At 69.6% G+C, this 23,557-nt stretch carries 17 protein-coding genes; 6 read left to right on the top strand and 11 right to left on the bottom strand.

The features are described 5' to 3' along the window. Positions 1–28: 28 nt before the first annotated feature. Both ACLVWQ_RS27165 and ACLVWQ_RS27160 read right to left on the bottom strand, forming a co-directional pair. Positions 29–730, bottom strand: coding sequence for a ribonuclease HII (locus ACLVWQ_RS27165; RefSeq protein WP_414111811.1), 702 nt, complete (start codon positions 728–730; stop codon positions 29–31). A gap of 140 nt (positions 731–870) precedes the next feature. Beyond that, positions 871–1,515, bottom strand: a complete 645-nt coding sequence (locus ACLVWQ_RS27160) for a TetR/AcrR family transcriptional regulator (RefSeq protein ID WP_414111810.1) — start codon at positions 1,513–1,515, stop codon at positions 871–873. Between the two features lie 201 nt (positions 1,516–1,716). Between ACLVWQ_RS27160 and ACLVWQ_RS27155 the strand changes: the two genes are divergently transcribed. Further along, entirely contained in the window at positions 1,717–3,264 is a 1,548-nt protein-coding gene (locus tag ACLVWQ_RS27155; protein ID WP_414111809.1) for an MFS transporter, read from the top strand. A gap of 142 nt (positions 3,265–3,406) precedes the next feature. Here ACLVWQ_RS27155 and ACLVWQ_RS27150 read toward each other — a convergent pair whose 3' ends face one another. The 4 genes from ACLVWQ_RS27150 to ACLVWQ_RS27135 all read right to left on the bottom strand — a co-directional run bounded on the left by ACLVWQ_RS27150 (position 3,407) and on the right by ACLVWQ_RS27135 (position 7,623). Then, a complete protein-coding gene (locus ACLVWQ_RS27150; protein WP_414111942.1) occupies positions 3,407–4,798 on the bottom strand; it encodes a DUF4153 domain-containing protein in 1,392 nt (463 codons plus the stop codon). Between the two features lie 507 nt (positions 4,799–5,305). Further along, the gene (locus ACLVWQ_RS27145) at positions 5,306–6,262 is read right to left on the bottom strand and encodes an ADP-ribosylglycohydrolase family protein (RefSeq protein WP_414111808.1); all 957 of its coding nucleotides are present in this window, start codon (positions 6,260–6,262) and stop codon (positions 5,306–5,308) included. 12 nt (positions 6,263–6,274) lie between these two features. Continuing rightward, the gene (locus ACLVWQ_RS27140) at positions 6,275–6,934 is read right to left on the bottom strand and encodes a histidine phosphatase family protein (protein ID WP_414111807.1); all 660 of its coding nucleotides are present in this window, start codon (positions 6,932–6,934) and stop codon (positions 6,275–6,277) included. A gap of 83 nt (positions 6,935–7,017) precedes the next feature. Next, positions 7,018–7,623 (bottom strand): YdbC family protein, encoded by a 606-nt coding sequence (locus ACLVWQ_RS27135; RefSeq protein WP_414111806.1) that lies wholly within the window; start codon positions 7,621–7,623, stop codon positions 7,018–7,020. A 152-nt stretch (positions 7,624–7,775) separates the two neighbouring features. Between ACLVWQ_RS27135 and ACLVWQ_RS27130 the strand changes: the two genes are divergently transcribed. Continuing rightward, positions 7,776–8,312, top strand: coding sequence for a TerD family protein (locus ACLVWQ_RS27130; protein WP_414111941.1), 537 nt, complete (start codon positions 7,776–7,778; stop codon positions 8,310–8,312). A 99-nt stretch (positions 8,313–8,411) separates the two neighbouring features. Here the strand turns inward: ACLVWQ_RS27130 and ACLVWQ_RS27125 are convergent, their stop codons facing one another. Further along, a complete protein-coding gene (locus ACLVWQ_RS27125; RefSeq protein ID WP_414111805.1) occupies positions 8,412–11,306 on the bottom strand; it encodes a vitamin B12-dependent ribonucleotide reductase in 2,895 nt (964 codons plus the stop codon). Positions 11,307–11,454: 148 nt separating this feature from the next. After that, positions 11,455–12,006: a transcriptional regulator NrdR gene (gene nrdR / locus ACLVWQ_RS27120; RefSeq protein WP_414111804.1), complete on the bottom strand. Its 552-nt coding sequence runs from the start codon at positions 12,004–12,006 to the stop codon at positions 11,455–11,457. Positions 12,007–12,534: 528 nt separating this feature from the next. Between nrdR and lexA the strand changes: the two genes are divergently transcribed. Further along, positions 12,535–13,317, top strand: coding sequence for a transcriptional repressor LexA (gene lexA, locus ACLVWQ_RS27115; protein ID WP_414111803.1), 783 nt, complete (start codon positions 12,535–12,537; stop codon positions 13,315–13,317). A gap of 252 nt (positions 13,318–13,569) precedes the next feature. On the opposite strand, the gene ACLVWQ_RS27110 is transcribed toward lexA, so the two are convergent. After that, entirely contained in the window at positions 13,570–15,576 is a 2,007-nt protein-coding gene (locus tag ACLVWQ_RS27110) for an ATP-dependent DNA helicase (protein WP_414111802.1), read from the bottom strand. A gap of 191 nt (positions 15,577–15,767) precedes the next feature. On the opposite strand from ACLVWQ_RS27110, the gene ACLVWQ_RS27105 reads away from it, so the two are divergent. From ACLVWQ_RS27105 to ACLVWQ_RS27095, 3 genes are all read left to right on the top strand, one after another. After that, positions 15,768–16,883: a protein kinase family protein gene (locus ACLVWQ_RS27105; RefSeq protein ID WP_414111801.1), complete on the top strand. Its 1,116-nt coding sequence runs from the start codon at positions 15,768–15,770 to the stop codon at positions 16,881–16,883. 299 nt (positions 16,884–17,182) lie between these two features. After that, complete coding sequence (locus ACLVWQ_RS27100) at positions 17,183–18,409, top strand: trypsin-like serine peptidase (RefSeq protein ID WP_414111800.1); 1,227 nt, start codon at positions 17,183–17,185, stop codon at positions 18,407–18,409. A 290-nt stretch (positions 18,410–18,699) separates the two neighbouring features. Then, positions 18,700–19,893, top strand: coding sequence for a trypsin-like serine peptidase (locus tag ACLVWQ_RS27095; protein WP_414111799.1), 1,194 nt, complete (start codon positions 18,700–18,702; stop codon positions 19,891–19,893). 183 nt (positions 19,894–20,076) lie between these two features. On the opposite strand, the gene hflX is transcribed toward ACLVWQ_RS27095, so the two are convergent. Both hflX and ACLVWQ_RS27085 read right to left on the bottom strand, forming a co-directional pair. Beyond that, positions 20,077–21,570 (bottom strand): GTPase HflX, encoded by a 1,494-nt coding sequence (gene hflX, locus ACLVWQ_RS27090; RefSeq protein ID WP_414111798.1) that lies wholly within the window; start codon positions 21,568–21,570, stop codon positions 20,077–20,079. Between the two features lie 294 nt (positions 21,571–21,864). After that, complete coding sequence (locus tag ACLVWQ_RS27085) at positions 21,865–23,379, bottom strand: M1 family metallopeptidase (protein WP_414111797.1); 1,515 nt, start codon at positions 23,377–23,379, stop codon at positions 21,865–21,867. Between the last annotated feature and the right edge of the window lie 178 nt (positions 23,380–23,557).

Genomic DNA, 23,557 nt, shown 5'->3' with positions numbered 1-23,557 from the left:
GGGTGGCACATGAGTGCGAACGGGACCGTCAGAAGTCGAAGCCGAGTTGCCCCTCGATCTCCGGAACGCTTCCGTCCGCCCAACTGCGGACCTTCTTGAGATGCCGCCACTGGGGCAGCGCATCAAGATACGCCCACGACAGCCGGTGGTACGGGGTGGGGCCCCGCATCTCCAGCGCGGCCCGGTGAACCGGTGACGGATACCCGGCGTTGGCCGCAAAACCGAAGTCTGCATGGTCGGTACCCAGTTCGGCCATCATTTTGTCGCGCCGGACCTTGGCGATCACCGAGGCCGCCGCGACGGAGACGCAGGACTGGTCGCCCTTGATCACCGTACGGACCCGCCACGGAGTGCCGAGGTAGTCGTGTTTCCCGTCGAGGATGACCGCGTCGGGACGCACCGGCAGCGCTTCGAGGGCGCGACAGGCCGCCAACCGCTGCGCGGCCGTCATCCCCAGCTGGTCGATCTCCTCCGGAGAGGCATGTCCCAGGCCGTACGACGTCACCCACTCCGCCAGTATCTCGGCGAGGGCTGTGCGCCTCTTGACGGTGAGGAGCTTGGAGTCGGTGAGGCCTTCGGGCGGGCGGCGCAGGCCCGTGACCGCCGCGCAGACGGTGACCGGGCCGGCCCAAGCACCGCGCCCCACCTCGTCGACACCGGCAATGACCTTCGCTCCGGTCGTGGCGCGCAAGGAGCGCTCGACGGTGTGGGTTGGTGGTTCGTACGGCATGGCGTCCTCAGACTACGCCGCCCGGAACTCCACGCGACACCCGGTTCCCCCGAGCACCCCGGGAGCCTTCGGCGGCGCCGGTCCGAAGGCGCCCGGCCGACCCGCTGACGCGGCCTGCTCAGGCAGCCGCCGGCCAGCGCTCAGGCCGGACCGGAAGCCCGGTCGGCACCTTCGTGCCGCAGCAGCGGGACCATGAGTTGGTCGATCATCTCCTCGATGTCCTGCTCCCCCCATTCGCTCGCGCACATCTTCGAGCGGTACATCATCATGGCCGGAATGGCGTCGAGGACATAGGAGTTCGCCGCGTCGGGCCGCACTTCCCCCCGCAGGATTCCCCGCTGGACGACGTCCCTGAGCAGCCGGATGGCCGGTTCCACGACCCCGGCCAGGATCACGTCGTGGAAGCGCTGGGCCTGAAAGGTGTCGCATTCGTGAATCACCGAGCGCAGCGCGAAACCGGGTCGTGAGTACATCGCCTCGCGCGCCCATCGGCACAGCTCCAGCAGGTCGTCCCGCACGCAGCCCAGGTCGGGCGCCTTCGTGAGCGGCGGCAGTCCCGCCCGGAGCGCGTCCGCGACGAGGTCCTCCTTCGAGGGCCAGCGGCGGTAGACCGCGGCCTTGCCCGTCTGGGCACCGGCCGCGACGCCCTCCATCGTGAGGCCGTTCCAGCCGACCGTGCTGAGTTGCTCCAGCGCGGCGTCGAGGATCGCGCGTTCGAGTACGGCACCACGCCTGCGTGGGGCGGCCGCCTGAGCGGGGGCGGCCGTCCAACCCGAAGTAACCATGAGCCAGTCTCCGTTTGAGCGGGCTAGGGGCACGCACGTTCGTACGTACGCGCCGGATGCGGACCGGGGTCCGCGAGCGGTCAAGTGGCAGAATTCGGCAGCGACTTCAGTGAACGCTTGCGTTCACTGTCGGGGACTCACTACCTTTTGACGCGACAGTGAACGCGAGCGTTCACTAACGCACCTGTGGGGGACTCAATAGTGACAACCTCTCCGTTGATTCAGGATCAGAAGCCAGGAGCGGCCCGCCGGGAGGGACATCCCGGCATGGCACTCATCGTCATCGCGGCCTGCCAACTCATGGTGGTACTCGACACGACGATTGTGAACATCGCGCTCCCGCACATTCAAGGCGCACTCAAGTTCTCCACCACGGATCTCACCTGGGTGGTGAGCGCCTACACACTCACGTTCGGCGGTCTGCTGCTGCTCGGCGGCCGGGCCGGTGACATCCTCGGCCGGCGCCGGGTCTTCATGTTCGGCATCCTGCTCTTCACGGTCGCCTCGCTGCTCGGCGGCCTCGCCCAGGAGCCCTGGCAGCTGCTGGCGGCACGCGCCCTCCAGGGGGTGGGCGGCGCGATCGCCTCCCCCACCTCGCTGGCGCTGATCACCACGACGTTCCCCGAAGGGCCCGAGCGCAACAGGGCGTTCGGAGTGTTCGCGGCGGTCTCGGCCGGCGGCGGCGCGATCGGCCTGCTGGCCGGTGGCATGCTCACCGAGTGGCTCGACTGGCGCTGGGTGCTCTTCGTCAACGTACCCATCGGTCTGCTGATCGTCGTGGTCACACCGCTCTACATCAGCGAGTCCGAGCGGCATCCCGGCCGCTTCGACATCGCGGGCGCGCTGACCTCGACGATCGGTATGGCCTCGCTCGTCTACGGCTTCATCCGGGCCGCCGAGGAGGGCTGGCGGGACAGCGTCACCATCGGGTCCTTCAGCACCGCGGTGGTCCTCCTGGTGGCCTTCGCCCTGGTCGAGTCCCGGGCCAAGGAACCGATCACGCCGCTGCGCATGTTCGCCGACCGCAACCGCTCGGGCACGTACGTGATCATGCTGAGCCTGGCCGCGGCGATGTTCGGCATGTTCTTCTTCATCGTTCTCTTCGTACAGAACGTGCTGCAGTACACGCCGATCGAGTCGGGCCTGGCCTTCCTCCCCGTGACGGTCGCGATCGGCGTCGGCGCGGGTCTGTCGCAGCGGTTCCTGCCGGTGTTCGGCCCGAAGCCGTTCATGGTGATCGGGTCGACCCTCGCCACGATCGGGCTCGCCTGGCAGACCTTCATCGACCCCGGCAGTTCGTACGTCAGCGGTGTGCTCGGCCCGATGCTGGTGTTCGGCTTCGGCATGGGGCTGAACTTCGTGACGCTCACCCTGACGGCGGTCTCCGGCGTCGGCGCGCACGAGGCGGGCGCCGCGTCGGGTCTGCTCAACGCCACGCAGCAGGTGGGCGGTTCGCTCGGCCTCTCCATCCTGACCACGGTCTTCGGCACGGCGAGCCGCGACGAGGCGCAGAAGCAGGTCACGGACTTCATGGCCAACGCCTCGGCCGAGCAGAAGGCGGAGTTCGCCAGAACACACCAACTGCCCGCTCCCTGGAGTCACGAGGTGCTCTCCCAGGGCATCTCCACGGCCTTCGTGCCGGCCGTCGCGATGGCGGTACTGGCCCTTGTCGTCGCCACCGTGGTGATCCGGGTCCGCAAGAGCGACCTGGAGGCGCTGTCGGGCACGGCGGGGCCCGCGGCGGGCTGAGCACCGGCCAGTACACCGAGCGGGCCTGGCAGCCGTCCCGAGGACGGCTGCCAGGCCCGCTCGGCGCGTTCGCGGTACGCGGTACGCGGTCGACTCGCTCGGCACCCGCACCCGCACCCGCACCCGCACCCGCCCAGCGGTATCAGCGATACGCCAACTCCTGGGTCAGCCGGCCGCACATGCGCCAGTCGGCCTCGGGCGACGGCTCCCACCCGTCAAGGATGTTCCGGGCACGCGCTTCGCCCCAGCTCGTGGCGTACCAGGGCTTGGCGTCCTCCTCCAGGTCCTCAGCCATGCCTTTCAGGGCACAGGAACGAAGCGGTTCGTCAAGTTTGTCCAGAGCGGGCACCGCGTCGTCCGACAGCCCGCGCGCGTAGTCGAGGTCGAACACGCCCGTCTTCTCGTACCTCTGGACGTTGCGCTCGGCGATCAGGGCGTCGGGCGACATGATCCCGAAGACGAGCACTGCCGCCGCGGCACTGGCCAGTACCACGCGCGGCAACCAGCGGGCACCCAGGACACCGGCCGCCATGATGAGGACGAGGACCAGTCCGAGCCAGAGCTCGACGGTCACCACGGAGATCCTCAGCCGGGTCAGCCCGTACGCCTCCACGTACATGTCCATACGCCGTACCGCCGAGGCCACGACGACGAGGGTGAGGGCACAGAGGGTGCCGAGGACGGCGCGCACCAGTGTCAGGTCGCGCGAGCCGTCCCGCGGGGCCCAGCGCAGCGCGAAGCCGATGACGAGCAGAGTGAGGAGCGTGACCAGGAGCAACTGCCAGAAGCCCTGGCGCGCGTACGCGGAGTACGTCTGTCCGGTCTTCTCCAGGACGGCGTCGTATCCGCCCAGCAGGACGGCCAGCTGGACGGCGTTGAAGACCGCGAAGAGCACGGCGAGCACGACCAGGGGCAGCGCCCACTCGACGCGGCCCCGGGCGCGGCCCGGGGGTATTCGGACACGGTCCCACCGCACGGGCGCCGCGGCCGTGTAGGCCGCCGCGAGGGCGCCGACCACGCCGATCACGAACAGGACCAGCTGCCAGGGCCCGCCGGAGACGGAGGCGTCCGGGACGAGGCTCGCGACGAGGTCCGCGAAGGCCGCGTCCGCGCCGGCGAACAGGGCGCCGAAGACCACCAGCAGGACCACCGCCACCGCGGTCGCGCGCAGTACCGGGCCGAAGTTGCCGCGCGCACTGCCGGTCCGCTCACGCAGGCCGCGCCAGCCCCAGCCCGGACCGGTGACCAGTGAGGTGTAGAGGCCGATCGGGCCGAACAGCATCCCGGGCCAGGTACGGCCACCGTGCAGGGCGAGCGAGCCCGTCGTCAGAGCGGCGACGACGGCGAGGAACGACGGCCAGTCGGCGTCACGCAGCGCCGGAACGATCAGCAGGGCGAGCCCTCCGACGCCCCAGACCAGCGTCCAGGGACGCAGACGTCGGCCCGCCGCCCGTGCCGCGAAGTACGCGCCGAGCGTGATCGGGATCGCCACCAGCAGGAGGTTGAGCGCCAGGCCGTCGCCGAGCAGGAACATGCTGAGCAGGCCGGCGGCAAGAGCGGCCCAGAGGGTCGCGGTACGGACGGGCTCCGGGGTCCCCGCCTGGATGTCCGCGAACCAGGACTCGATCGCGGGGCCGTCCCGGCCATCGGCCTCGCCCTCGCCCTCACCCTCACCCTCGCCCTCCTCCTCGTCCTTGCCTTCGCCCTCGTGGCTCTTTTCGGGCTCCGACTCGGCCTCGGCGACGTGCTCCTCAGCGACGGCATTGATGTCAGCGACGCCAGTCACCTCGGCGACGTCAGTGACTTCACCATCCGTCTTCGGACCTCTCTGCTCGGTCTCTGACGTCTTGTCGTACTCGGACGGTTCGTCGGACACGGGACCCCCTCCCCGTCGGCCCGTGATGATCAACGGGCGGCGTGGCCGAAAGGCTAACCGGGGGACATTCGACACAGCGGGTCACGGTCTGTCTGTGGCAGGGCTGTGACAGTGATCGGCACGTGGCCATCAGAAAGAGGGGCACGCGCGCGTGCGACGCCGGATCTACCCGGCAGCCTCCCGCGTCACCCACCCCGGCAGCGCCTCGGTGTGGTCCAGCCACTCGGCGGGCGGTGCCCCGGCCGCCCCCGCGGCGGCCACGACGCCTCCGACGATGGCGCAGGTCGTGTCCATGTCGCCGCCGGCGCGGGCGGTCGCCCAGAAGCCCTCTTCGTAGTCACCGAGGGCGCGTGCGGCCGACCAGAGGGCGAACGGCACCGTGTCGTGCGCGGTCGTGCGCCGCCCGCAGCCGAGGACCGCCGCGACGGTCGTCGTGTCCCCGTAGTCGAGCATGTCCCGGGCGCGCCGCAGCCCCGCGCCCACGGCACTGCGCGGCACGAGCGCGATGACCCCTTCGAGCAGCGCGTCGGGGCTGGGCGGGCCTCCTCGCGCCGCGGTCAGCGCGGCGGCGGCCGCCACGGCCATGGCGCCGACCACCGCTTCGCGGTGCTGGTGGGTGGGGTACGCCGAGATCTCGGCCTGGTGCGTGGCCTGCTCCGGGTCGTCGGCGTACCAGGCGCCCAGGGGGGCGACCCGCATCGCCGCGCCGTTGCCCCACGACCCCTGTCCCTTGAAGAGGGCCGAGGACAGCTCGCGCCAGTCGCCGCCCTCCCTGAGTTGCCGCAGCAGCCGGTCGACCGCGCGTCCGTACCCCCGGCCGGCGTCGTGCCGCTCGGCGAAGGAGCCGGCGAGCGCGTCCTGGTCGATGCGGTGGTGGGCGGCCAGCGTGGCCACCACGGAGGCGGCCATTTCCGTGTCGTCGGTCCAGTTCCAGGGTCCGGGCGGCAGGGTGCGGTCCCTGAGGAACCGGTGGTTCGAGGGCGCGAGGAACTGTGCTCCCAGCGCGTCCCCGACCGCCAGCCCGCGCAGGCTGGCCAGGGCGCGGTCGAGGCGCCCGCCGGAATCGGAAGAAGAGCCGGAGGAGCCGGAGAGGTCAGAGAAGTCAGAGAAGTCAACGGTCATCGCTATGTCAGCTTATCCGGTGACACCGTAGGGTTCCGGGTCTCGCCAGCGTTCGAAGGGGCGGTCGATGGTGTACCTGCCGTCCTCCCCGAGCACGAGCATCCGCATCTCCGCGTTCCCGGGGTTCGACAGCGACTCGAACTCGGCGACCGTCCAGTGGAACCAGCGCATGCAGAACAGCCGCATGGCCAGGCCGTGGGTCACCAGGAGCACGTTGGGCGGGTGATCGGGCGCCTCGAAGCTCCGGAACAGGCTCTCCAGGAAGTTGCCGACCCGGTCGTACACGTCGGCACCGGACTCACCCTGTGCGAAGCGGTAGAAGAAGTGCCCGTACGCGTCGCGGTAGGCCTTCTGGAGGCGTACGTCGTCACGGTCCTGCCAGTTCCCCCAGTCCTGCTCGCGCAGCCGGGGCTCCTCTCGGACACGCACCTGACCGGGGCCGAGGCGAAAGGCCCGGAAGGTCTCGTGGGTGCGGCGGTACGGGGAGACGTAAACGCTTACCTGCTCGCGCCCGAAGACGTCCCGGAGCCGCTGACCGGTCTCCTCCGCCTGTCGCCACCCCTTCTCTGTGAGTGCGAGAGCGTGGTCGGGTTCACGCTCGTAGACGGAGTCATCGGCATTGCCCACCGACTCGCCGTGCCGGACAAGAACGATGCGCCGTGGACGTGCCATACCGGAACCCTAGATCGGGTCGCGCCCGATCGAGCACTCGTACGGGCTCCATACGTCACAGGTCACACAAATCGCAGCCCGCCTCAGACCGTCCAGCCCGGTTCCAGCTGGACGATGTCCCCCGTGAGCGCCACGACGTCCGCCTCTATCTGGGCCCGCAGGGAGAGCCGCTCCACCCGCTCGGCGCGGTATTTGCCGTGCTCGGCGGCCGACTGCCACATCGACAGGACCAGGAACTCGTGGCCGGGCGCCTCGCCGAACATGCCCCGGACCATGCCGGGCGAGCCGGCCATCGCCGGGTTCCAGACCTTCTCCTGCATCAGCGCGAAGTGCTCGGCGCGCTCCTCGTGGACGCGGCAGTGCGCCACCCGCACGACATCGGACTCCGTGAAGCGCGGTTCGAAGCCCGTCTTCACGTCGAACCGGTAGTCGAAGAGCGTGGAGTGCTGGTCCTTGAAGGTGCCCACCTGGGAGGACGCCAGCCGGTCATGGGAACGCGCCATGAAGGAGTCGTAGAAGGCACGGCTCTCCCAGAAGGTGAAGATGTGGGCCACTCCGGGCCTTCCCCGGCTCCAGCCCCCGCCCTGCCCCCGGAATCCCGGCTCCCCCAGAAGTCCCGCCCATTTCCGCTGCCCCCGTTCGAAACCGCGGCGGTCCACCACGTTGCAGCGAATCCACTTGACCAGCACCGCGCCATCGTACGGCCCAGGAACGTGGCCCCGGTCACGCTCGGGCACACTGATCCGCCCGTGCGCCCCCCTGCGCGTGGCACCATGGACAACACGCCTCACCTGCCCGGCAGTTGAGGCGGCCGATGCAGGGGGACCAGGAGGGATATGCGGTGAACGGCCTCAACAAGGGCATCAGCAAGGTCGAGGTCTCGGTGAAATGGGATCCCGGTGCCACCGGTGAACCGGCCATCGATCTCGACATCGTCGCCGCCACCTACCTAGCGACCGACACCCGTGAGAACCCCGACTACGTAGTGCACTTCGGCAGCCGTGCCCCGGACGGCACCATCGTGCTCAACCGGGACAGCAAGGACGGCAAGGGCTTCGGCTGGGACGAGGTGATGACCCTGGAGCTGAACCGTCTCAACAAGCGCTACACGCGCGTGATGGTCGGTGTCGCCATCCAACAGGGCGCCGGACGGCGCACGTTCGTCGGGGTGAACAACCCCGCCCTGCGGATCCGCGAGGGCTACACCGTCCTGTCCGAGAACGACTTCGGCGGTGTCCTCGGGGCCACGGCCACGACGGTCGCGGAGTTCACGCGTGACGACGGCTCCGGGGAGTGGACCTTCCGTCCGGTCGTCCAGGGCTTCGACGCGGACCCGGCGACCTTCGCGAGGATCATGGGCAACGCCGACGCGTCCTGACCCGCACGTCCCACGCGCAGGCCGAGATCCACGCACACGCCGAAGGGGCGGTACAGCTGGTGGCTGTACCGCCCCTTCGGCGTGTGGGTCCGTCCTGGATCAGCTGCAACCGCTGGTCGAGCCGCAGCCCTCGCAGATGTAGCAGGAACCGGCCCGCTGCATCTTCGTACCGCAGGAGAAGCACAGCGGGGCGTCCGCCTGGATGCCCAGCTGCATCTCCACCAGCTCGGCGCTGGTGTGCGCCTGCTGCGGGGCCGGCACGGCCGCCACGGCCTCGACCGGCGGTGTCACGACGGCCTTCAGCTCCTGCGCGAGGGGCGCCGACTGGGCCAGTCCCTCGACGTCGACCTCGTCGTCGCTCGGCTCGTACGAGCCGGTCTCCAGGTGCCGCTGCCGCTCGTCCGCCGAGTGGATGCCGAGCGCGGAGCGCGTCTCGAAGGGCAGGAAGTCGAGCGCCAGGCGACGGAAGATGTAGTCGACGATCGACTGCGCCATCCGCACGTCCGGGTCGTCCGTCATACCGGCCGGCTCGAAGCGCATGTTGGTGAACTTGGAGACGTACGTCTCCAGGGGCACGCCGTACTGCAGGCCCACGGAGACGGCGATGGAGAAGGCGTCCATCATGCCGGCGAGGGTGGAGCCCTGCTTGGACATCTTCAGGAAGACCTCACCGAGACCGTCGTCCGGGTAGGAGTTGGCGGTCATGTAGCCCTCGGCGCCGCCGACCGTGAAGGACGTGGTGATCCCCGGGCGGCCCTTGGGGAGGCGCTTGCGGACGGGACGGTACTCGACGACCTTCTCGACCGCGGTACGGATGGTGTCCTCGGCCTTGGCGGTGACCTCGACCTTCTCCTTCTCCTTGGTCTTCGCGGAGAGGGGCTGGCCGACCTTGCAGTTGTCGCGGTAGATCGCGAGCGCCTTGACGCCCATCTTCCACGCCTCGAAGTAGACCTCTTCGACGTCCTCGACGGTCGCCGTCTCCGGCAGGTTGACCGTCTTGGAGAGCGCGCCGGAGATCCACGGCTGGATCGCGGCCATCATGCGGACGTGGCCCATCGCGGAGATGGAACGCTCGCCCATGGCGCAGTCGAAGACCTCGTAGTGCTCAGGCTTGAGGCTCGGGGCGTCGATGACATTGCCGTGGTCGGCGATGTGGGCGACGATCGCCTCGATCTGCTCCTCCTGGTAACCCAGGCGGCGCAGGGCCTGCGGGACGGTGCCGTTGACGATCTGCATCGAGCCGCCGCCGACCAGCTTCTTGAACTTGACCAGCGCGAGGTCGGGCTCGAGACCGGTGGTGTCGCAGGACATCGCGAGACCGATGGTGCCGGTCGGGGCGATGACCGAGGCCTGCGCGTTGCGGAAGCCGTTCTTCTCGCCGAGGCGCAGCACGTCCTGCCAGGACTCCGTGGCGGCCGCCCAGACCGGCGTGTCCAGGTCGTCCACGCGCGGGGCCACGGCGTTGGCGTCGGAGTGCTGCTTCATGACGCGCTGGTGCGGCTGCGCGTTGCGGGCGTAGCCGTCGTACGGGCCGACGACCGCGGCGAGCTCCGCGGAGCGCTTGTACGAGGTGCCGGTCATCAGCGACGTGATGGCGCCGGCCAGGGAGCGGCCGCCGTCGGAGTCGTACGCGTGGCCGGTCGCCATCAGCAGGGCGCCGAGGTTGGCGTAGCCGATGCCCAGCTGACGGAAGGCGCGGGTGTTGTCGCCGATCTTCTGGGTCGGGAAGTCCGCAAAGCAGATGGAGATGTCCATCGCCGTGATGACGAGCTCGACGACCTTCGAGAAGCGCTCGACGTCGAAGGACTGGTGGCCCTTGTTGTCGTCCTTCAGGAACTTCATCAGGTTCAGCGAGGCGAGGTTGCAGGACGTGTTGTCCAGGTGCATGTACTCACTGCACGGGTTCGAGCCGTTGATCCGGCCGGACTCCGGGCACGTGTGCCAGCGGTTGATCGTGTCGTCGTACTGGATGCCCGGGTCGGCGCAGGCCCAGGCGGCCTCCGCCATCTTGCGGAACAGCTCCTTGGCGTCGACCTCCTCGATGACCTCGCCGGTCATCCGGGACGTCAGGCCGAACTTCTCGCCGTTCTCGACGGCCTTCATGAACGTGTCGTTCACGCGGACCGAGTTGTTGGCGTTCTGGTACTGGACCGACGTGATGTCGTCGCCGCCCAGGTCCATGTCGAAGCCCGCGTCGCGCAGGGCGCGGATCTTCTCCTCTTCCTTCACCTTGGTCTGGATGAAGTCCTCGATGTCGGGGTGGTCGACGTCGAGGATGACCATCTTGGCGGCACGGCGCGTGGCGCCGCCCGACTTGATCGTCCCTGCGGAGGCGTCGGCACCGCGCATGAAGGAGACAGGGCCTGAGGCGTTGCCGCCCGAGGAGAGCAGTTCCTTGGAGGAACGGATCCGGGAGAGGTTCAGGCCGGCGCCCGAGCCGCCCTTGAAGATCATGCCCTCTTCCTTGTACCAGTCGAGGATCGACTCCATGGAGTCGTCGACGGCCAGGATGAAGCAGGCGGAGACCTGCTGCGGCTGGGGCGTGCCGACGTTGAACCACACCGGCGAGTTGAAGCTGAAGATCTGGTGCAGGAGGGCGTACGCCAGCTCGTGCTCGAAGATCTCGGCGTCGGCCGGCGAGGAGAAGTACTTGAAGTCCTCTCCGGCCTTCCGATACGTCTTCACGATGCGGTCGATGAGCTGCTTGAGGCTCACCTCGCGCTGCGGGGTGCCCACGGCGCCCCGGAAGTACTTGCTGGTGACGATGTTGACCGCGTTCAACGACCAGAAGTCGGGGAACTCGACGCCACGCTGCTCGAAATTGACCGAGCCGTCGCGCCAATTGGTCATGACGACGTCACGGCGCTCCCAGGCCACCTCGTCGTACGGGTGCACGCCCGGGGTGGTGTGGATGCGCTCGATACGCAGTCCCTTGGTGGCCTTGGTGCCCTTCGCGCGGGAACCTCGTGCCGGACCGCTCGCCGTCTCTGTCATGCCGCCTCCCTGTATCAGGCTAAAACGCCCTGAAGTGCCTCGTTCTTCCCGGGGCACGGTATGTGTCTGGTGTTGCGCGCACCGCATACGCGGCCGCTCGCAACGGGTCTGTTTCGCCGATCGGCAGGGCCGGTACAGGCCCCTCTCGTCAGTCGGCGGCGCCGGCGGGCACGGGGACTTCGACAGTCTCTCCGGACCCGCGGTCACTTTCCTGGCACCCTTCGCGCACGTCTTCGTCGGCCGTGGCGGGGGCCTGCGTCTCTTCCCTGAGTTCCGTGATGGCGGCCTCGAAGTCCTCCAGCGAGTCGAACGCCCGATAGACGGACGCGAACCGCAGGTAGGCGACGAGGTCGAGCTCCTGCAAGGGGCCGAGTATGGCCAGTCCCACGTCGTGGGTGGTCAGTTCGGCACTCCCGGTGGCCCGCACCGCCTCCTCGACCCGCTGGCCGAGCTGGGCGAGCGCGTCCTCGGTGACCGGCCGCCCCTGGCACGCCTTGCGCACGCCGTTGATGACCTTCGTACGGCTGAAGGGTTCGGTGACCCCGGACCGCTTCACCACCATCAGGGAGCACGTCTCCACCGTCGTGAACCGACGGGTGCAGTCGGGACACTGGCGGCGCCTGCGGATCGACGTACCGTCGTCCGTCGTACGACTGTCGACGACGCGGCTGTCGGGGTGCCTGCAGAAGGGGCAGTGCATCGGCTCCAACCCTCCTTGCGCAGCACGAATCGATAGCCTCGGCAGGCCCTTTGAGCCCCTCGAAGCAAGCCCAAGCATAGGCGATGACCATGAGCTTGGAAGACCGGGGACCACAACTTCTGGGCCACTTGGGCAATCCAACCACTACATGTGGGGCCTGACCCGGAAATTTACACCCGCCGCGCGTGTCGCGCCCGTAGGAGCACGTACCGCGCGGCCGTTCCGGCCAGGAGCGTACGGGGATACGGTGGGCGCCACAGGAGCGGGGCCCGGTCCCCGATCCACAAGGCACCTGGTGACAGACTGGCCTTCGCTCGACTCCGGCCCACAAGGCCACGACGTCGGCGGCGAAGAACACGAAAAACGCGACGCTCGGCACCCTTGCCCGTAACGGGACAGTCGCAGCCATACACCCAGACGCGTGATCACGTCAGGTCAACCACGGTTTTTCACTCGAACGTGTGTTTGGCGCAACCTTTCGAAAGCAACTACCGTTGTCCAGCAGGGAGACGAACGAGAGGGGCCGACGTGACCACCACCGCAGACAGTGCCACCATCACTGCCCAGGACCGCTCCCAGGGCCGATTTGAGCCGGTGCATGCCATGAATGAAACCGCGAACCAGGAGGGGCCCAAGCCCGCCCGCTCCCTGCCGGGCCGACCTCCAGGCATCCGGGCGGACAGCTCAGGACTCACCGACCGGCAGCGCCGCGTCATCGAGGTCATCAGGGACTCCGTGCAGCGGCGAGGTTACCCGCCGTCCATGAGGGAGATCGGGCAGGCGGTCGGCCTCTCCAGCACGTCCTCGGTCGCCCATCAGCTGATGGCGCTCGAGCGCAAGGGCTTCCTGCGCCGCGACCCGCACCGCCCCAGGGCGTACGAGGTCCGCGGATCGGACCAGTCCACGGTGCAGCCCACCGACACGGCGGGCAAGCCGGCGGCGTCGTACGTCCCGCTGGTCGGCCGGATCGCCGCCGGTGGCCCGATCCTCGCCGAGGAGTCGGTCGAGGACGTGTTCCCGCTGCCCCGGCAGCTGGTCGGCGACGGCGAGCTGTTCGTGCTGAAGGTCGTCGGCGACTCGATGATCGAGGCCGCGATCTGTGACGGCGACTGGGTGACCGTCCGCCGCCAGCCGGTCGCGGAGAACGGCGACATCGTGGCGGCCATGCTGGAGGGCGAGGCCACGGTCAAGCGCTTCAAGCGCGAGGACGGCCATGTGTGGCTGCTCCCGCACAACAGCGCGTACCAGCCCATCCCCGGCGACGAGGCAACCATCCTCGGGAAGGTCGTCGCGGTGCTCCGGCGGATCTGAGGATCCCCCCTGACCGGGCCCCGGGACCCCTGCGCCGGTTCCGGGGCCCTGTGCCGTCAGCCTCGGCGCACACATGCCACACCACACCCTGTGCCACACGCCACGCGTCTCCCCCACGCACGGCAAGGGCTGCCCCCGACAGACGTCCGCGACGGACGCCGGGAGGCAGCCTTCGCCATGTGCGAGGCGGGGCGAGGCGTGCCGTGGCACCTGCCCCGCACACGGCCCCATGACCATGACCATGTGCCCGTCTTATGCCTCTGCGGACTCCTGCGTCCGTGCCCCGGCCTCTTCGGACTTCCGTGCCGTCTCGTCGATGGCGGCCAGTGAGCGCCGCACCTGGTTACGGTCCGTGGTGTACCAGAAGTCGGGCAGTGACGCCTTGAGGTAACTGCCGTAGCGCGCGGTGGCCAGGCGCTGGTCCAGTACGGCGACCACGCCCCGGTCCTGTGTCGCCCGTACGAGGCGGCCGGCGCCCTGGGCCATGAGCAGGGCCGCGTGCGTGGCCGCGACGGCCATGAAGCCGTTGCCTCCGGCGTCCTCCACGGCCTTCTGGCGGGCGCTCATCAGCGGGTCGTCGGGGCGGGGGAAAGGGATCTTGTCCATGACGACCAGCTGGCAGCTGGCGCCCGGCACGTCCACGCCCTGCCAGAGCGAGAGCGTGCCGAACAGACAGGTCTTCGGGTCCGCCGCGAAGTTCTTGATCAGCTCGCCGAGCGTCTCCTCGCCCTGGAGCAGGATGGGGAACTCCGGGACACGGGAGCGCAGCTCCTCCGCGGCGAGCTGGGCGGCCCGCATCGAGGAGAACAGGCCGAGTGTGCGGCCACCGGCCGCCTGGATCAGCTCGGTGAGTTCGTCGAGCATGTCCCCGCGGTCGCTGTCCCTGGCGGGCCTGGCCAGGTGTTTCGCGACGTACAGGATGCCCTGCCTGCCGTAGTCGAAGGGCGAGCCGACGTCGAGGCCCTTCCAGACCGGGATGTCCTCCCCCTCGGCGCCTTCCGGGGACAGGCCGATCGAGGCGCCCACGCCGTTGAAATCGCCGCCGAGCTTCAGGGTGGCCGAGGCCAGGACGACGGAGCGGTCGGTGAAGAGCTTCTCGCGCAGCAGGCCCGACACGGACATCGGAGCGACCCGCAGGGACGCGCCGAAGCGGTCGTGCCGCTCGTACCAGACGACGTCCCACTCCGAGCCGTTCGTGATGCGCTCCGCCACGTCGTGGACGCTCTCCAGGGAGGCGAGGGCCTGCTTGCGGACCGCGTCCTCGTCGGTGACGGACTTGTCGCGGGTCGCGCCGATCCCCGAGATCACCGTGCGGGCGGCGTCCCGCAGGGCCATCAGCGCGTAGCCGAGGTCCTCCGGGATCTCCTCCAGACGTCCCGGCAGGGCCAGTTCCATCAGTCGCTCGAAGCCCTCGGCGGCTGTCTGGAGCTGGTCGGCAGCCTTCTCGTTGACGAGTTTGGCCGCTCGGCGTACGGCGCGGTTGACCTGGCCCGGGGTGAGCTCGCCGGTCGCGACTCCGGTGACCCGCGAGACCAGTTCGTGCGCCTCGTCGACGATCAGCACCTCGTGCTGCGGGAGGACGGGCGCGCCTTCGATGGCGTCGATCGCCAGGAGCGCGTGGTTGGTGACGACGACATCGGCGAGCTTGGCACGCTCACGGGCGGCCTCGGCGAAGCACTCCGCTCCGTAGGCGCACTTCGAGGCACCCAGGCACTCCCTGGAGGAGACGGAGATCTGGGACCAGGCGCGGTCCGAGACGCCCGGGGTGAGATTGTCGCGGTCACCCGTCTCGGTCTCGTCCGACCACTCCCGCAGCCGCAGCAGGTCCTGGCCCAGCTTGCTGGTGGGCGCGGCCGCCTCGAACTGGTCGAAGAGCCCCTCTTCCTCGTCCTGCGGCGCCCCTTCGTGGAGGCGGTGCAGGCACAGGTAGTTCGACCGGCCCTTGAGCATGGCGAACTCGGGGCGGCGGCGCAGCAGCGGATGCAGCGCGTCCACCGTGCGCGGCAGGTCACGCTCCACGAGCTGGCGCTGGAGCGCCAGGGTGGCCGTCGCCACGACGACCCGCTCCCCGTGCGCCAGTGCGGGGACCAGATAACCGAGCGACTTGCCTGTGCCGGTACCGGCCTGGACCAGCAGGTGGGAACCGTCGTCGATGGCCTGCGCGACGGATTCGGCCATGGTCACCTGGCCGGGGCGCTCCGTACCGCCGACGGCTGTGACGGCGGCATGCAGGAGTTCGGGGAGTGAGGACTCTGTCATAGCGCGACCACCCTACGGGTCGGCACCGACAGCCGGGGCACGCTGTGGACGAAGGGGACACGATCAAGACGCGTACGTGTCCGAGCGGACGGGCATACTCGGAAACCAGATCGACGCGGTCGCACGGTCGTCGCGAGCGGAGGGACCGCGCCCTGACCGCCCAAGACGCCCCGGGCGCCCAGGACGCCCAGGTGGAGGCAGCAGTGGATGTCCCGGACAGGTCGCACGGCGCGCGTCTCAGCGCTCATGGCGCGGTCTCCACGGCCCTGGCCCTGTGCAGTGATCACGCGCTCGGCGAGCTCGTGGACGCGGCCGTGCCGATCGGCGCCGGCATCGGCGGGAAGTCGGCCCTGCTGGAGATCGCCGGCACCCCGGTCTTCGTGAAGCGGGTGCCCCTCACCGACCTGGAGCGGCGGCCCGAGCACATCAGGTCCACCGCGAACCTGTTCGAGCTCCCCGTCCACTGCCAGTACGGCATCGGCACGATCGGCACACCGGGCTTCGGCGCCTGGCGAGAACTCGCCGTGCACACCATGACCACGAACTGGGTCCTCGCGGCGGAGCACGAGGGGTTCCCGCTGATGTACCACTGGCGGGTGCTGCCCGACTCCACGCCCCTGCCCGAGGAACTGGCCGACATCGAACAGGCCGTCGCGTACTGGGACGGCGGGGCGCGGATGCGCGAGCGGATCGAGGCCCTCCAGGAGTCCTCGGCGAGCATCGCGCTGTTCCTGGAGTACATCCCGCAGAACCTCCACCAATGGCTGGGCACTCAGGTCGAGGCGGGAGACCGGGCCACCGACCTGGCTTGCGCCCTGGTGGAGAGGGAACTGGCCGCCGGTACCTCGTTCATGAACAGCCACGGGCTCCTGCACTTCGACGCGCACTTCGAGAACGTCCTGACCGACGGCCGGCGTCTGTACTTCGCGGACTACGGCCTCGCGATCTCCTCCCGGTTCGAGCTGTCGCCCGACGAGGCCGACTTCTTCGACCGGCACCGTGCGTACGACCGCTGCTACACCTCCACGTATCTGGTGAACTGGCTGGTCACCGCCCTGTTCGGATACCAGGTGGCGGACCGGGACGGCCGTTACGAGCTGGTGCGCGCCTATGCGGAGGGCGGGCGCCCGACCGGAATCCCGCCTGAGGCCGCGGCGGTCCTCGCCCGGCACGCACCGGTCGCCGCCGTGGTGTCGGACTTCCACCGCACGTTCCAGCGCCGGAGCAGACAGACCCCGTACCCGCTGGAGGAGATCCGCCGGCTCGACCGCGTGCGCAGCCCGTCGGACGGGAGTCCGCCGAGGTAGTGGCATGGGAATGAACGATGAACGCGGATGCCGCGTCCCCCGTACGTACCCACGACGAGGACCGCCAGGACCACACGGACCGCTCGGGGCGGCGGCGGATCGAAGATCCCTGCCGTGACGGAACCGTTGCGGGTCCGTCGGAAGTCCCCCACAGCGACGGCATAGTCTGTGGTGCCGTTCGGCGGTACTCGCTGATCAGCACCCACGGTCCACGTCGGGCCCGTCCGGTTCCCCGGTTCCGTACGAAGTCCCGAGTGGCAGCACAGAGTTGTTCGTTCACCTCCAGGGGGAGTCACACCATGCGACCGATACGCCCGCTCTTCGCCGCCCGTCGAGGGGGGAGCCCGCGCCGCAGAACCGCCCCCGTGCTGGCCGTGGTCGGCATGGCCACCGTGCTGGCCCTGACCGCCACCGCCTGCGGCTCCGACGAGGACACCGACGCGGGTGCCGAGGCGTCGGCCGCCACAGCGGGCGACGGCAAGATCCAGATCCCGGACGGTCTCAAGGACCGGCTCAAGGAGCACGGGATCGACCTCGACAAGTGGAAGAACGGTGCCTGGAAGAACTGGGACAAGGACGACTGGCTGCGCGAGGCCGGCGACTACATCAACCCGGTCATCAACGACCTGTGGGACCCGGACCGCATGCGCGAGGCCGAGGACCCGGACCAGGGCAAGGGCGTCGACGAGAACGACCTCTCGGGCGACCAGGGCGTGACCGACGCCGAGCCGGCGCCGGTGGAGGCGCAGGCCGTTCCGGCGGGCTACCACGAGAACGCGGCCGAGGCCGGCAAGGTGTTCTTCGACTCCCCCGAGGGCACGATGGTCTGCTCGGCGACCGTGGTCGAGGACCCGGCCCACCCGGGCAAGTCCAACCTCGTATGGACCGCGGGCCACTGTGTGCACGCGGGCAAGAAGGGCGGCTGGTACCGCAACATCGCCTTCGTGCCCTCGTACAACGACGCCGCCATGTCGGCGACGGAGATCCAGGGCGCCACGAAGGAGCAGGTCGCTCCGTACGGCGTCTGGTGGGGTGACTGGGCGCAGACCTCCGACCAGTGGATCGAGCAGGGCGGCGCGACGGGCGGCGAGGGTGCCTCGTACGACTTCGCCGTCATCCATGTGACTCCGGAGAAGGGCAGCGACGGCAAGTCCCTGGAGGAGATGGTCGGCTCGGCGCTCCCGGTGGACTTCAACGCTCCGGCCGTGTCCCAGGTCGGGGACATCACCGCGACCGGTTACCCGGCGGCGAAGCCGTTCGACGGGGAGACCATGTACCGGTGCACGGACAAGCCGGGCCGGCTCTCGATCGCCAAGTCCCAGCCCACGATGTACCGCATCGGGTGCACGATGACCGGTGGTTCCTCGGGTGGCGGCTGGGTCGCGACGGGCTCGGACGGCGGTCCCGCGCTGGTCTCCAACACCTCGATCGGCCCGGTGACCGCGGGCTGGCTGGCCGGTCCGCACCTGGGCACCGAGGCCAAGGGGATCTACGACGCGGTGAGCAAGAAGTTCGCGTCGCAGTAACAGCACCAACAGGAGTAACAGGAGTAACAGGAGTAGTCGCGGTAACAGCCGGAACGGACGCGCAGACGCAGTAGCAGGCGTAGACCTGGGCGTAGTGGTAGCGGCAGGAGGACGGACGGCGGCAGGGTGGGTCTCACGGAAACCTTCACCAGCCGGCCGCCGTTCGTCCTCGACTCCGCGGGCATAGTGGGGTCGCGCGGTGGCAGGGGCTCCGCGGAGAGCCTGATCCGTGTGCTCTCCGCACCTGACCGCGGGTGAGAGATGCACGTTCTATCGGGGGTAACAACACCATGCGTTCGACACGTCCGTCCTTCGTGAAGAGTCGTGGGCGGCACCGTCTCCTCGTCGCCACCGGACTCGTCGCGGCGCTGGCGCTCACCGGCACCGCCTGTGATTCGGGCGACGGCGAGGCCGCCGGCAAGACGGCCGCGACCGGTTCCGACAAGACCGGGATTCCGACCGACATCGCCGACATCGCCGACCGGCTCAAGGAGCACGGCATCGATGTCGACGACTGGAAGGACGGCGACTGGAAGAACTGGGACAAGGACAAGTGGCTCAGTGAGGCCCGTGACTTCGTCAACCCGGTGATCGAGGGCCTCTGGAAGCCGGAGCGGATGACGTCCGCCGAGGACCCGGACAAGACGATCTCCGCCAAGGACGCGGCGGCCGAGCAGGGTGTCAGCGACCCGGCTCCCGCACCGGTCACGGCGACGCGCGAGAACACTCCGTACCACGACAACGCGGCCCCGGTCGGGAAGGTCTTCTTCGACTCGCCCGAGGGCTCGATGGTCTGCTCGGGCACGGTCGTCAAGGACCCGCGCAACCCGGGGAAGTCCAACCTCGTGTGGACCGCGGGCCACTGTGTGCACGCGGGCGGTGGCGGCGGCTGGTACCGCAACATCGCCTTCGTGCCCGCCTACAACGACCTCGGCAAGTCCGAGGCTCAGCTCGGCGCCGCCACGCAGCAGGAGATCGCTCCGTACGGCCAGTACTGGGCGGACTGGGCCTCGACCTCCGACGAATGGATCGAGGGCGGCTCGGAGTCGGGCGGCCAGGGTGCCCCGTACGACTACGCGGTGCTGCATGTGAAGCCGGAGGCCGGCTCCAAGTCCCTGGAGGAGACGGTCGGCAACGCGCTGGACGTGGACTTCTCCACGCCCGCCGCCGCGGACGCGGGCACGATGGGCGCCTGGGGATACCCGGCCGCCGCGCCGTACAACGGTCTGATCATGCACAAGTGCGTCGACCGCCCTGGCCGGCTCTCGCTCGACCCGGGTCTGCCGACGATGTACCGCATCGGATGCACGATGACCGGAGGGTCGTCCGGCGGTGGCTGGTTCCGGGTCGTCGACGGCAAGACCGTGCTCATCTCGAACACGTCGATCGGCCCGACCGACAGCACCTGGCTCGCGGGTCCGCAGCTGGGCAAGGGCGCCGAGGCGGTCTACGACAACATGAGCAAGCAGTACGGCGCCGAGTAGTCGACCGACCTGCCCTGCACGTCGCGCTGCACGCGTGTTGCGGTACGCGTGCAGCGGTACGCGGCGTGCCGCACATCCTGCTCGGTGCCAGGCGTACGTGAAGGCCCGCCCCCTGCGAGAGGGAGCGGGCCTTCACGTATGAACCGCGGACGGACCGCGGACGGACCAGTCAGGTCGTGTCGATCAGGCCGCGGGAACCGGGACGTACGGAGCGAGCTCCGCCGCCAGTTCCTCGTGCACCCGTGCCTTCAGCAGCGTGCCCTCCGGGGTGTGCTCCTCGGAGAGGACCTCACCGTCGGCGTGGGCGCGCGCGACCAGCCGGCCCAGCGTGTACGGCACGAGCACCTCCAGCTCGACCGAGGGGTGCGGCAGTTCGACGTCGATGAGCGCGAGCAGCTCCTCGATGCCCTGGCCGGTACGGGCCGAGACCGCGATGGAGCGCTTCTCGTTCCGCATCAGCCGCTGGAGCACCAGCGGGTCGGCCGCGTCCGCCTTGTTGATCACCACGATCTCCGGCACCTTGGTGGCGCCCACGTCGCGGACGACCTCGCGCACGGCGGCCAGCTGCTCCTCCGGCGCCGGGTGGGACCCGTCCACGACGTGCAGGATCAGGTCGGAGTCGCCGACCTCCTCCATCGTGGAGCGGAACGCCTCGACGAGGTGGTGCGGCAGGTGGCGTACGAAGCCGACGGTGTCCGCCAGCGTGTACAGCCGCCCGCTCGGGGTCTCGGCCCGGCGCACGGTCGGGTCGAGGGTCGCGAACAGGGAGTTCTCGACGAGCACTCCGGCGCCCGTGAGGCGGTTGAGCAGCGAGGACTTGCCGGCGTTGGTGTAGCCGGCGATCGCGACCGAGGGCACCTTGTTGCGACGGCGCTCCTGGCGCTTGATGTCGCGGCCCGTCTTCATGTCCGTGATCTCCCGGCGCATCTTCGCCATCTTCTCGCGGATCCGACGCCGGTCGGTCTCGATCTTGGTCTCACCGGGACCACGGGTGGCGAGGCCGCCGCCCGAACCGCCGCCCATCTGACGGGACAGCGACTGACCCCAGCCGCGGAGCCTCGGCAGCATGTACTGCATCTGCGCGAGGGCGACCTGCGCCTTGCCCTCTCGGGACTTGGCGTGCTGGGCGAAGATGTCGAGGATCAGGGCCGTCCGGTCGATGACCTTGACCTTGACGACGTCTTCGAGGTGGATGAGCTGGCCCGGCGACAGTTCACCGTCACAGATGACCGTGTCCGCGCCGGTCTCCAGCACGACGTCCCGCAGTTCGTTGGCCTTGCCGGAACCGATGTACGTGGCCGCGTCGGGCTTGTCCCGGCGCTGGACGACGCCGTCGAGCACGAGCGCTCCCGCGGTCTCCGCGAGGGCGGCCAGCTCGGCCAGCGAGTTGTCCGCGTCGGTCGCGGTCCCCGAGGTCCACACACCGACGAGGACCACGCGCTCCAGACGGAGCTGCCGGTACTCGACCTCGGTGACGTCCTCGAGCTCGGTGGAGAGGCCCGCGACGCGGCGCAGGGCCGCACGCTCGGAGCGGTCGAACTGGTCGCCGTCCCGGTCTCCGTCGATGTCATGGCTCCAGGCGACGTCCTCTTCCATCAGGGCATCGGCCCGAAGACCGTCGGGGTTGTTCTGCGCGAAGCTCTGCTTGTCCTGGGAAGGGGAAGAAGAGGAGGTCATTGGGTCCTTACGTCGATGGGGAAACCGGGGTGGCGGACTTGTCGCCCGTCACCCTGCAGAACGTCCGGAGCCGCCGGGAGATTCCCGTCCGGGGCCCCCGGGGCCGTGCCGCCCTGCGGCTCTGGCGCCGCGTCGTCGAGCTGGTGCGTCGTCGACGTGAAGATGTTCGCACGGTACGCCCCGTCTCGTCACTCGATTTCCCGGCGCTCTCCCGGTGCTGTCCCGGTGCTCTCCCGGCGGCTCCGGGCGCTCTCCCGCCGGCCTCCGGGCAGTCTTCGGGCGCGGCCCCGCCGCTCAGCGGGCGCGTTTCGCGGTCTTCTCCGCGGGTTCCGCGCTGCGCCAGTCGGGGTGCCCCGGCATGGGCGGGGTCTTCTCCCCGTAGAGCCATGCCTTGAAGAAGCCGCTCAGATCGCGGCCTCCGATGCCCGAGGCGAGGCGTTCGAAGTCGGCGGTGCCTGCGACACCGTCCTCGTGGACGCTCACCCACGCGCGCTGCAGCCGCTCGAAGGCGGGGCGGCCGATCTCCTCGCGCAGCGCGTACAGGACGAGGGCGCTGCCGTCGTAGACGTTCGGCCGGAAGATGCTGAGCTTCTCGCCGGGCTCGGCCTCCTTCGGGGCGGCGGGCGGACCGCCGGTCGCACGCCAGGTGTCGGACGCCCGGTAGGCGGCCTTCATCCGTGCCTCCATGGGCCTGTCGCCCTTCTCCTCGGCGTAGAGGGCCTCGTACCAGGTGGCGTGTCCTTCGTTGAGCCACAGGTCGGACCAGGTCCGCGGGGAGACGCTGTCGCCGAACCACTGGTGGGCCAGTTCGTGCACCATGATCGACTCGACATACCACTTCGGGTACTCGGACCGCGTGAAGATCTCCTTCTCGAAGAGGGAGAGGGTCTGTGTCTCCAGTTCGAACCCGGTCCTGGCCTCGGCGATGAGCAGCCCGTACGTCTCGAAGGGGTAGTCGCCGACCTTGCTCTCCATCCAGGCGATCTGGTCGGGCGTCCTCTTGAGCCACGGTTCCAGCCGGTCGCGGTCCTTGGTGGGCACCACGTCACGTACGGGCAGGCCCTCGGGGCCGCTGCGGCGCAGCACGGAGGAACGGCCGATCGACACCTGGGCCAGCTCGGTGGCCATGGGGTGCTCGGTGCGGTACGTCCAGGTGGTGGCGTCGGCGCGGCGGGTCTGCCCCGCGGGGAGCCCGTTGGCGACGGCCGTGTAGCCCTTGGGCACGGTCACCCGGAAGGTGAACATCGCCTTGTCCGAGGGGTGGTCGTTGCTGGGGAAGACGCGGTGTCCCGCGTCGGCCTGGTTGGCCATCGCGAGCCCGTCCTCGGTCCGCACCCAGCCGCTCTGCTGGTCCTTCGTGGACACCGGGTCGCTGTCGTGGCGCACGGTGATCCGGGTCCGGACGCCGGGGGGCAGGGGCTCCGCCGGTGTGACGACCAGGTCCTCGCCGGCGCTCCGGAACTCCGCCGGTTCGCCGTCGACCTCGACGGACCGCACTGTCCCGTGCGAGTAGTCAAGGTTGACCGATTCGAGCCAGTCGGTGGTGCGGGCGTCGATGGTGGTCACGGACGGGAGCGGCTTGCTGTTGTCGCCGGGGTAGGTGAAGGCCAGGTCGTACGCCATGACGTCGTAGCCGGGGTTGCCCAGGTGCGGAAAGAGGCGGTCGCCGATACCGAGGGGCGCGGGTGCGGGGGCGCTCGCGGCGATGAGGCAGGCGGACGCCGCGCAGGCGACGACGGCGGTGCCGATCCGGCGGGGGTGTTTGAGGCGCGGGGTGCCGGTGCGGGGGGTCGGGCGGGTGTGCAGCATGGACCACGGCTATCAGCGTGGGTGTGCTTCGCGGTGACGGCTCGCACCGGGGCCACCCGAACGGGGGGCTGTGCGGTGGTCGGGTGCGGTGGTCGGGTGCGGGTTCGTCGTGGCTGGTCGCGCAGTTCCCCGCGCCCCTTGGGGCCAGGGGTCTGCGCTGTTTTCCCCGCGCCCCTGC

The organism is Streptomyces sp. CWNU-52B (assembly GCF_047444975.1).
Taxonomy (GTDB): Bacteria; Actinomycetota; Actinomycetes; order Streptomycetales; family Streptomycetaceae; genus Streptomyces.
Note: the sequence above shows the minus strand (reverse complement) of the source record. Positions and strands in the feature narration are given on the sequence as shown.

Excerpts from the sequence above, each read along its gene's own strand:
- ACLVWQ_RS27165 (WP_414111811.1), bottom strand. The coding sequence starts at position 730 with ATGCCGTACGAACCACCAACCCACACCGTCGAGCGCTCCTTGCGCGCC.
- ACLVWQ_RS27095 (WP_414111799.1), top strand. The coding sequence starts at position 18,700 with ATGCGTTCGACACGTCCGTCCTTCGTGAAGAGTCGTGGGCGGCACCGT.
- nrdR (WP_414111804.1), bottom strand. The coding sequence starts at position 12,006 with ATGCACTGCCCCTTCTGCAGGCACCCCGACAGCCGCGTCGTCGACAGT.
- ACLVWQ_RS27100 (WP_414111800.1), top strand. The coding sequence starts at position 17,183 with ATGCGACCGATACGCCCGCTCTTCGCCGCCCGTCGAGGGGGGAGCCCG.
- ACLVWQ_RS27160 (WP_414111810.1), bottom strand. The coding sequence starts at position 1,515 with ATGGTTACTTCGGGTTGGACGGCCGCCCCCGCTCAGGCGGCCGCCCCA.
- ACLVWQ_RS27140 (WP_414111807.1), bottom strand. The coding sequence starts at position 6,934 with ATGGCACGTCCACGGCGCATCGTTCTTGTCCGGCACGGCGAGTCGGTG.
- ACLVWQ_RS27085 (WP_414111797.1), bottom strand. The coding sequence starts at position 23,379 with ATGCTGCACACCCGCCCGACCCCCCGCACCGGCACCCCGCGCCTCAAA.
- ACLVWQ_RS27125 (WP_414111805.1), bottom strand. The coding sequence starts at position 11,306 with ATGACAGAGACGGCGAGCGGTCCGGCACGAGGTTCCCGCGCGAAGGGC.
- ACLVWQ_RS27145 (WP_414111808.1), bottom strand. The coding sequence starts at position 6,262 with ATGACCGTTGACTTCTCTGACTTCTCTGACCTCTCCGGCTCCTCCGGC.
- hflX (WP_414111798.1), bottom strand. The coding sequence starts at position 21,570 with ATGACCTCCTCTTCTTCCCCTTCCCAGGACAAGCAGAGCTTCGCGCAG.
- ACLVWQ_RS27110 (WP_414111802.1), bottom strand. The coding sequence starts at position 15,576 with ATGACAGAGTCCTCACTCCCCGAACTCCTGCATGCCGCCGTCACAGCC.
- ACLVWQ_RS27150 (WP_414111942.1), bottom strand. The coding sequence starts at position 4,798 with ATGTTCCTGCTCGGCGACGGCCTGGCGCTCAACCTCCTGCTGGTGGCG.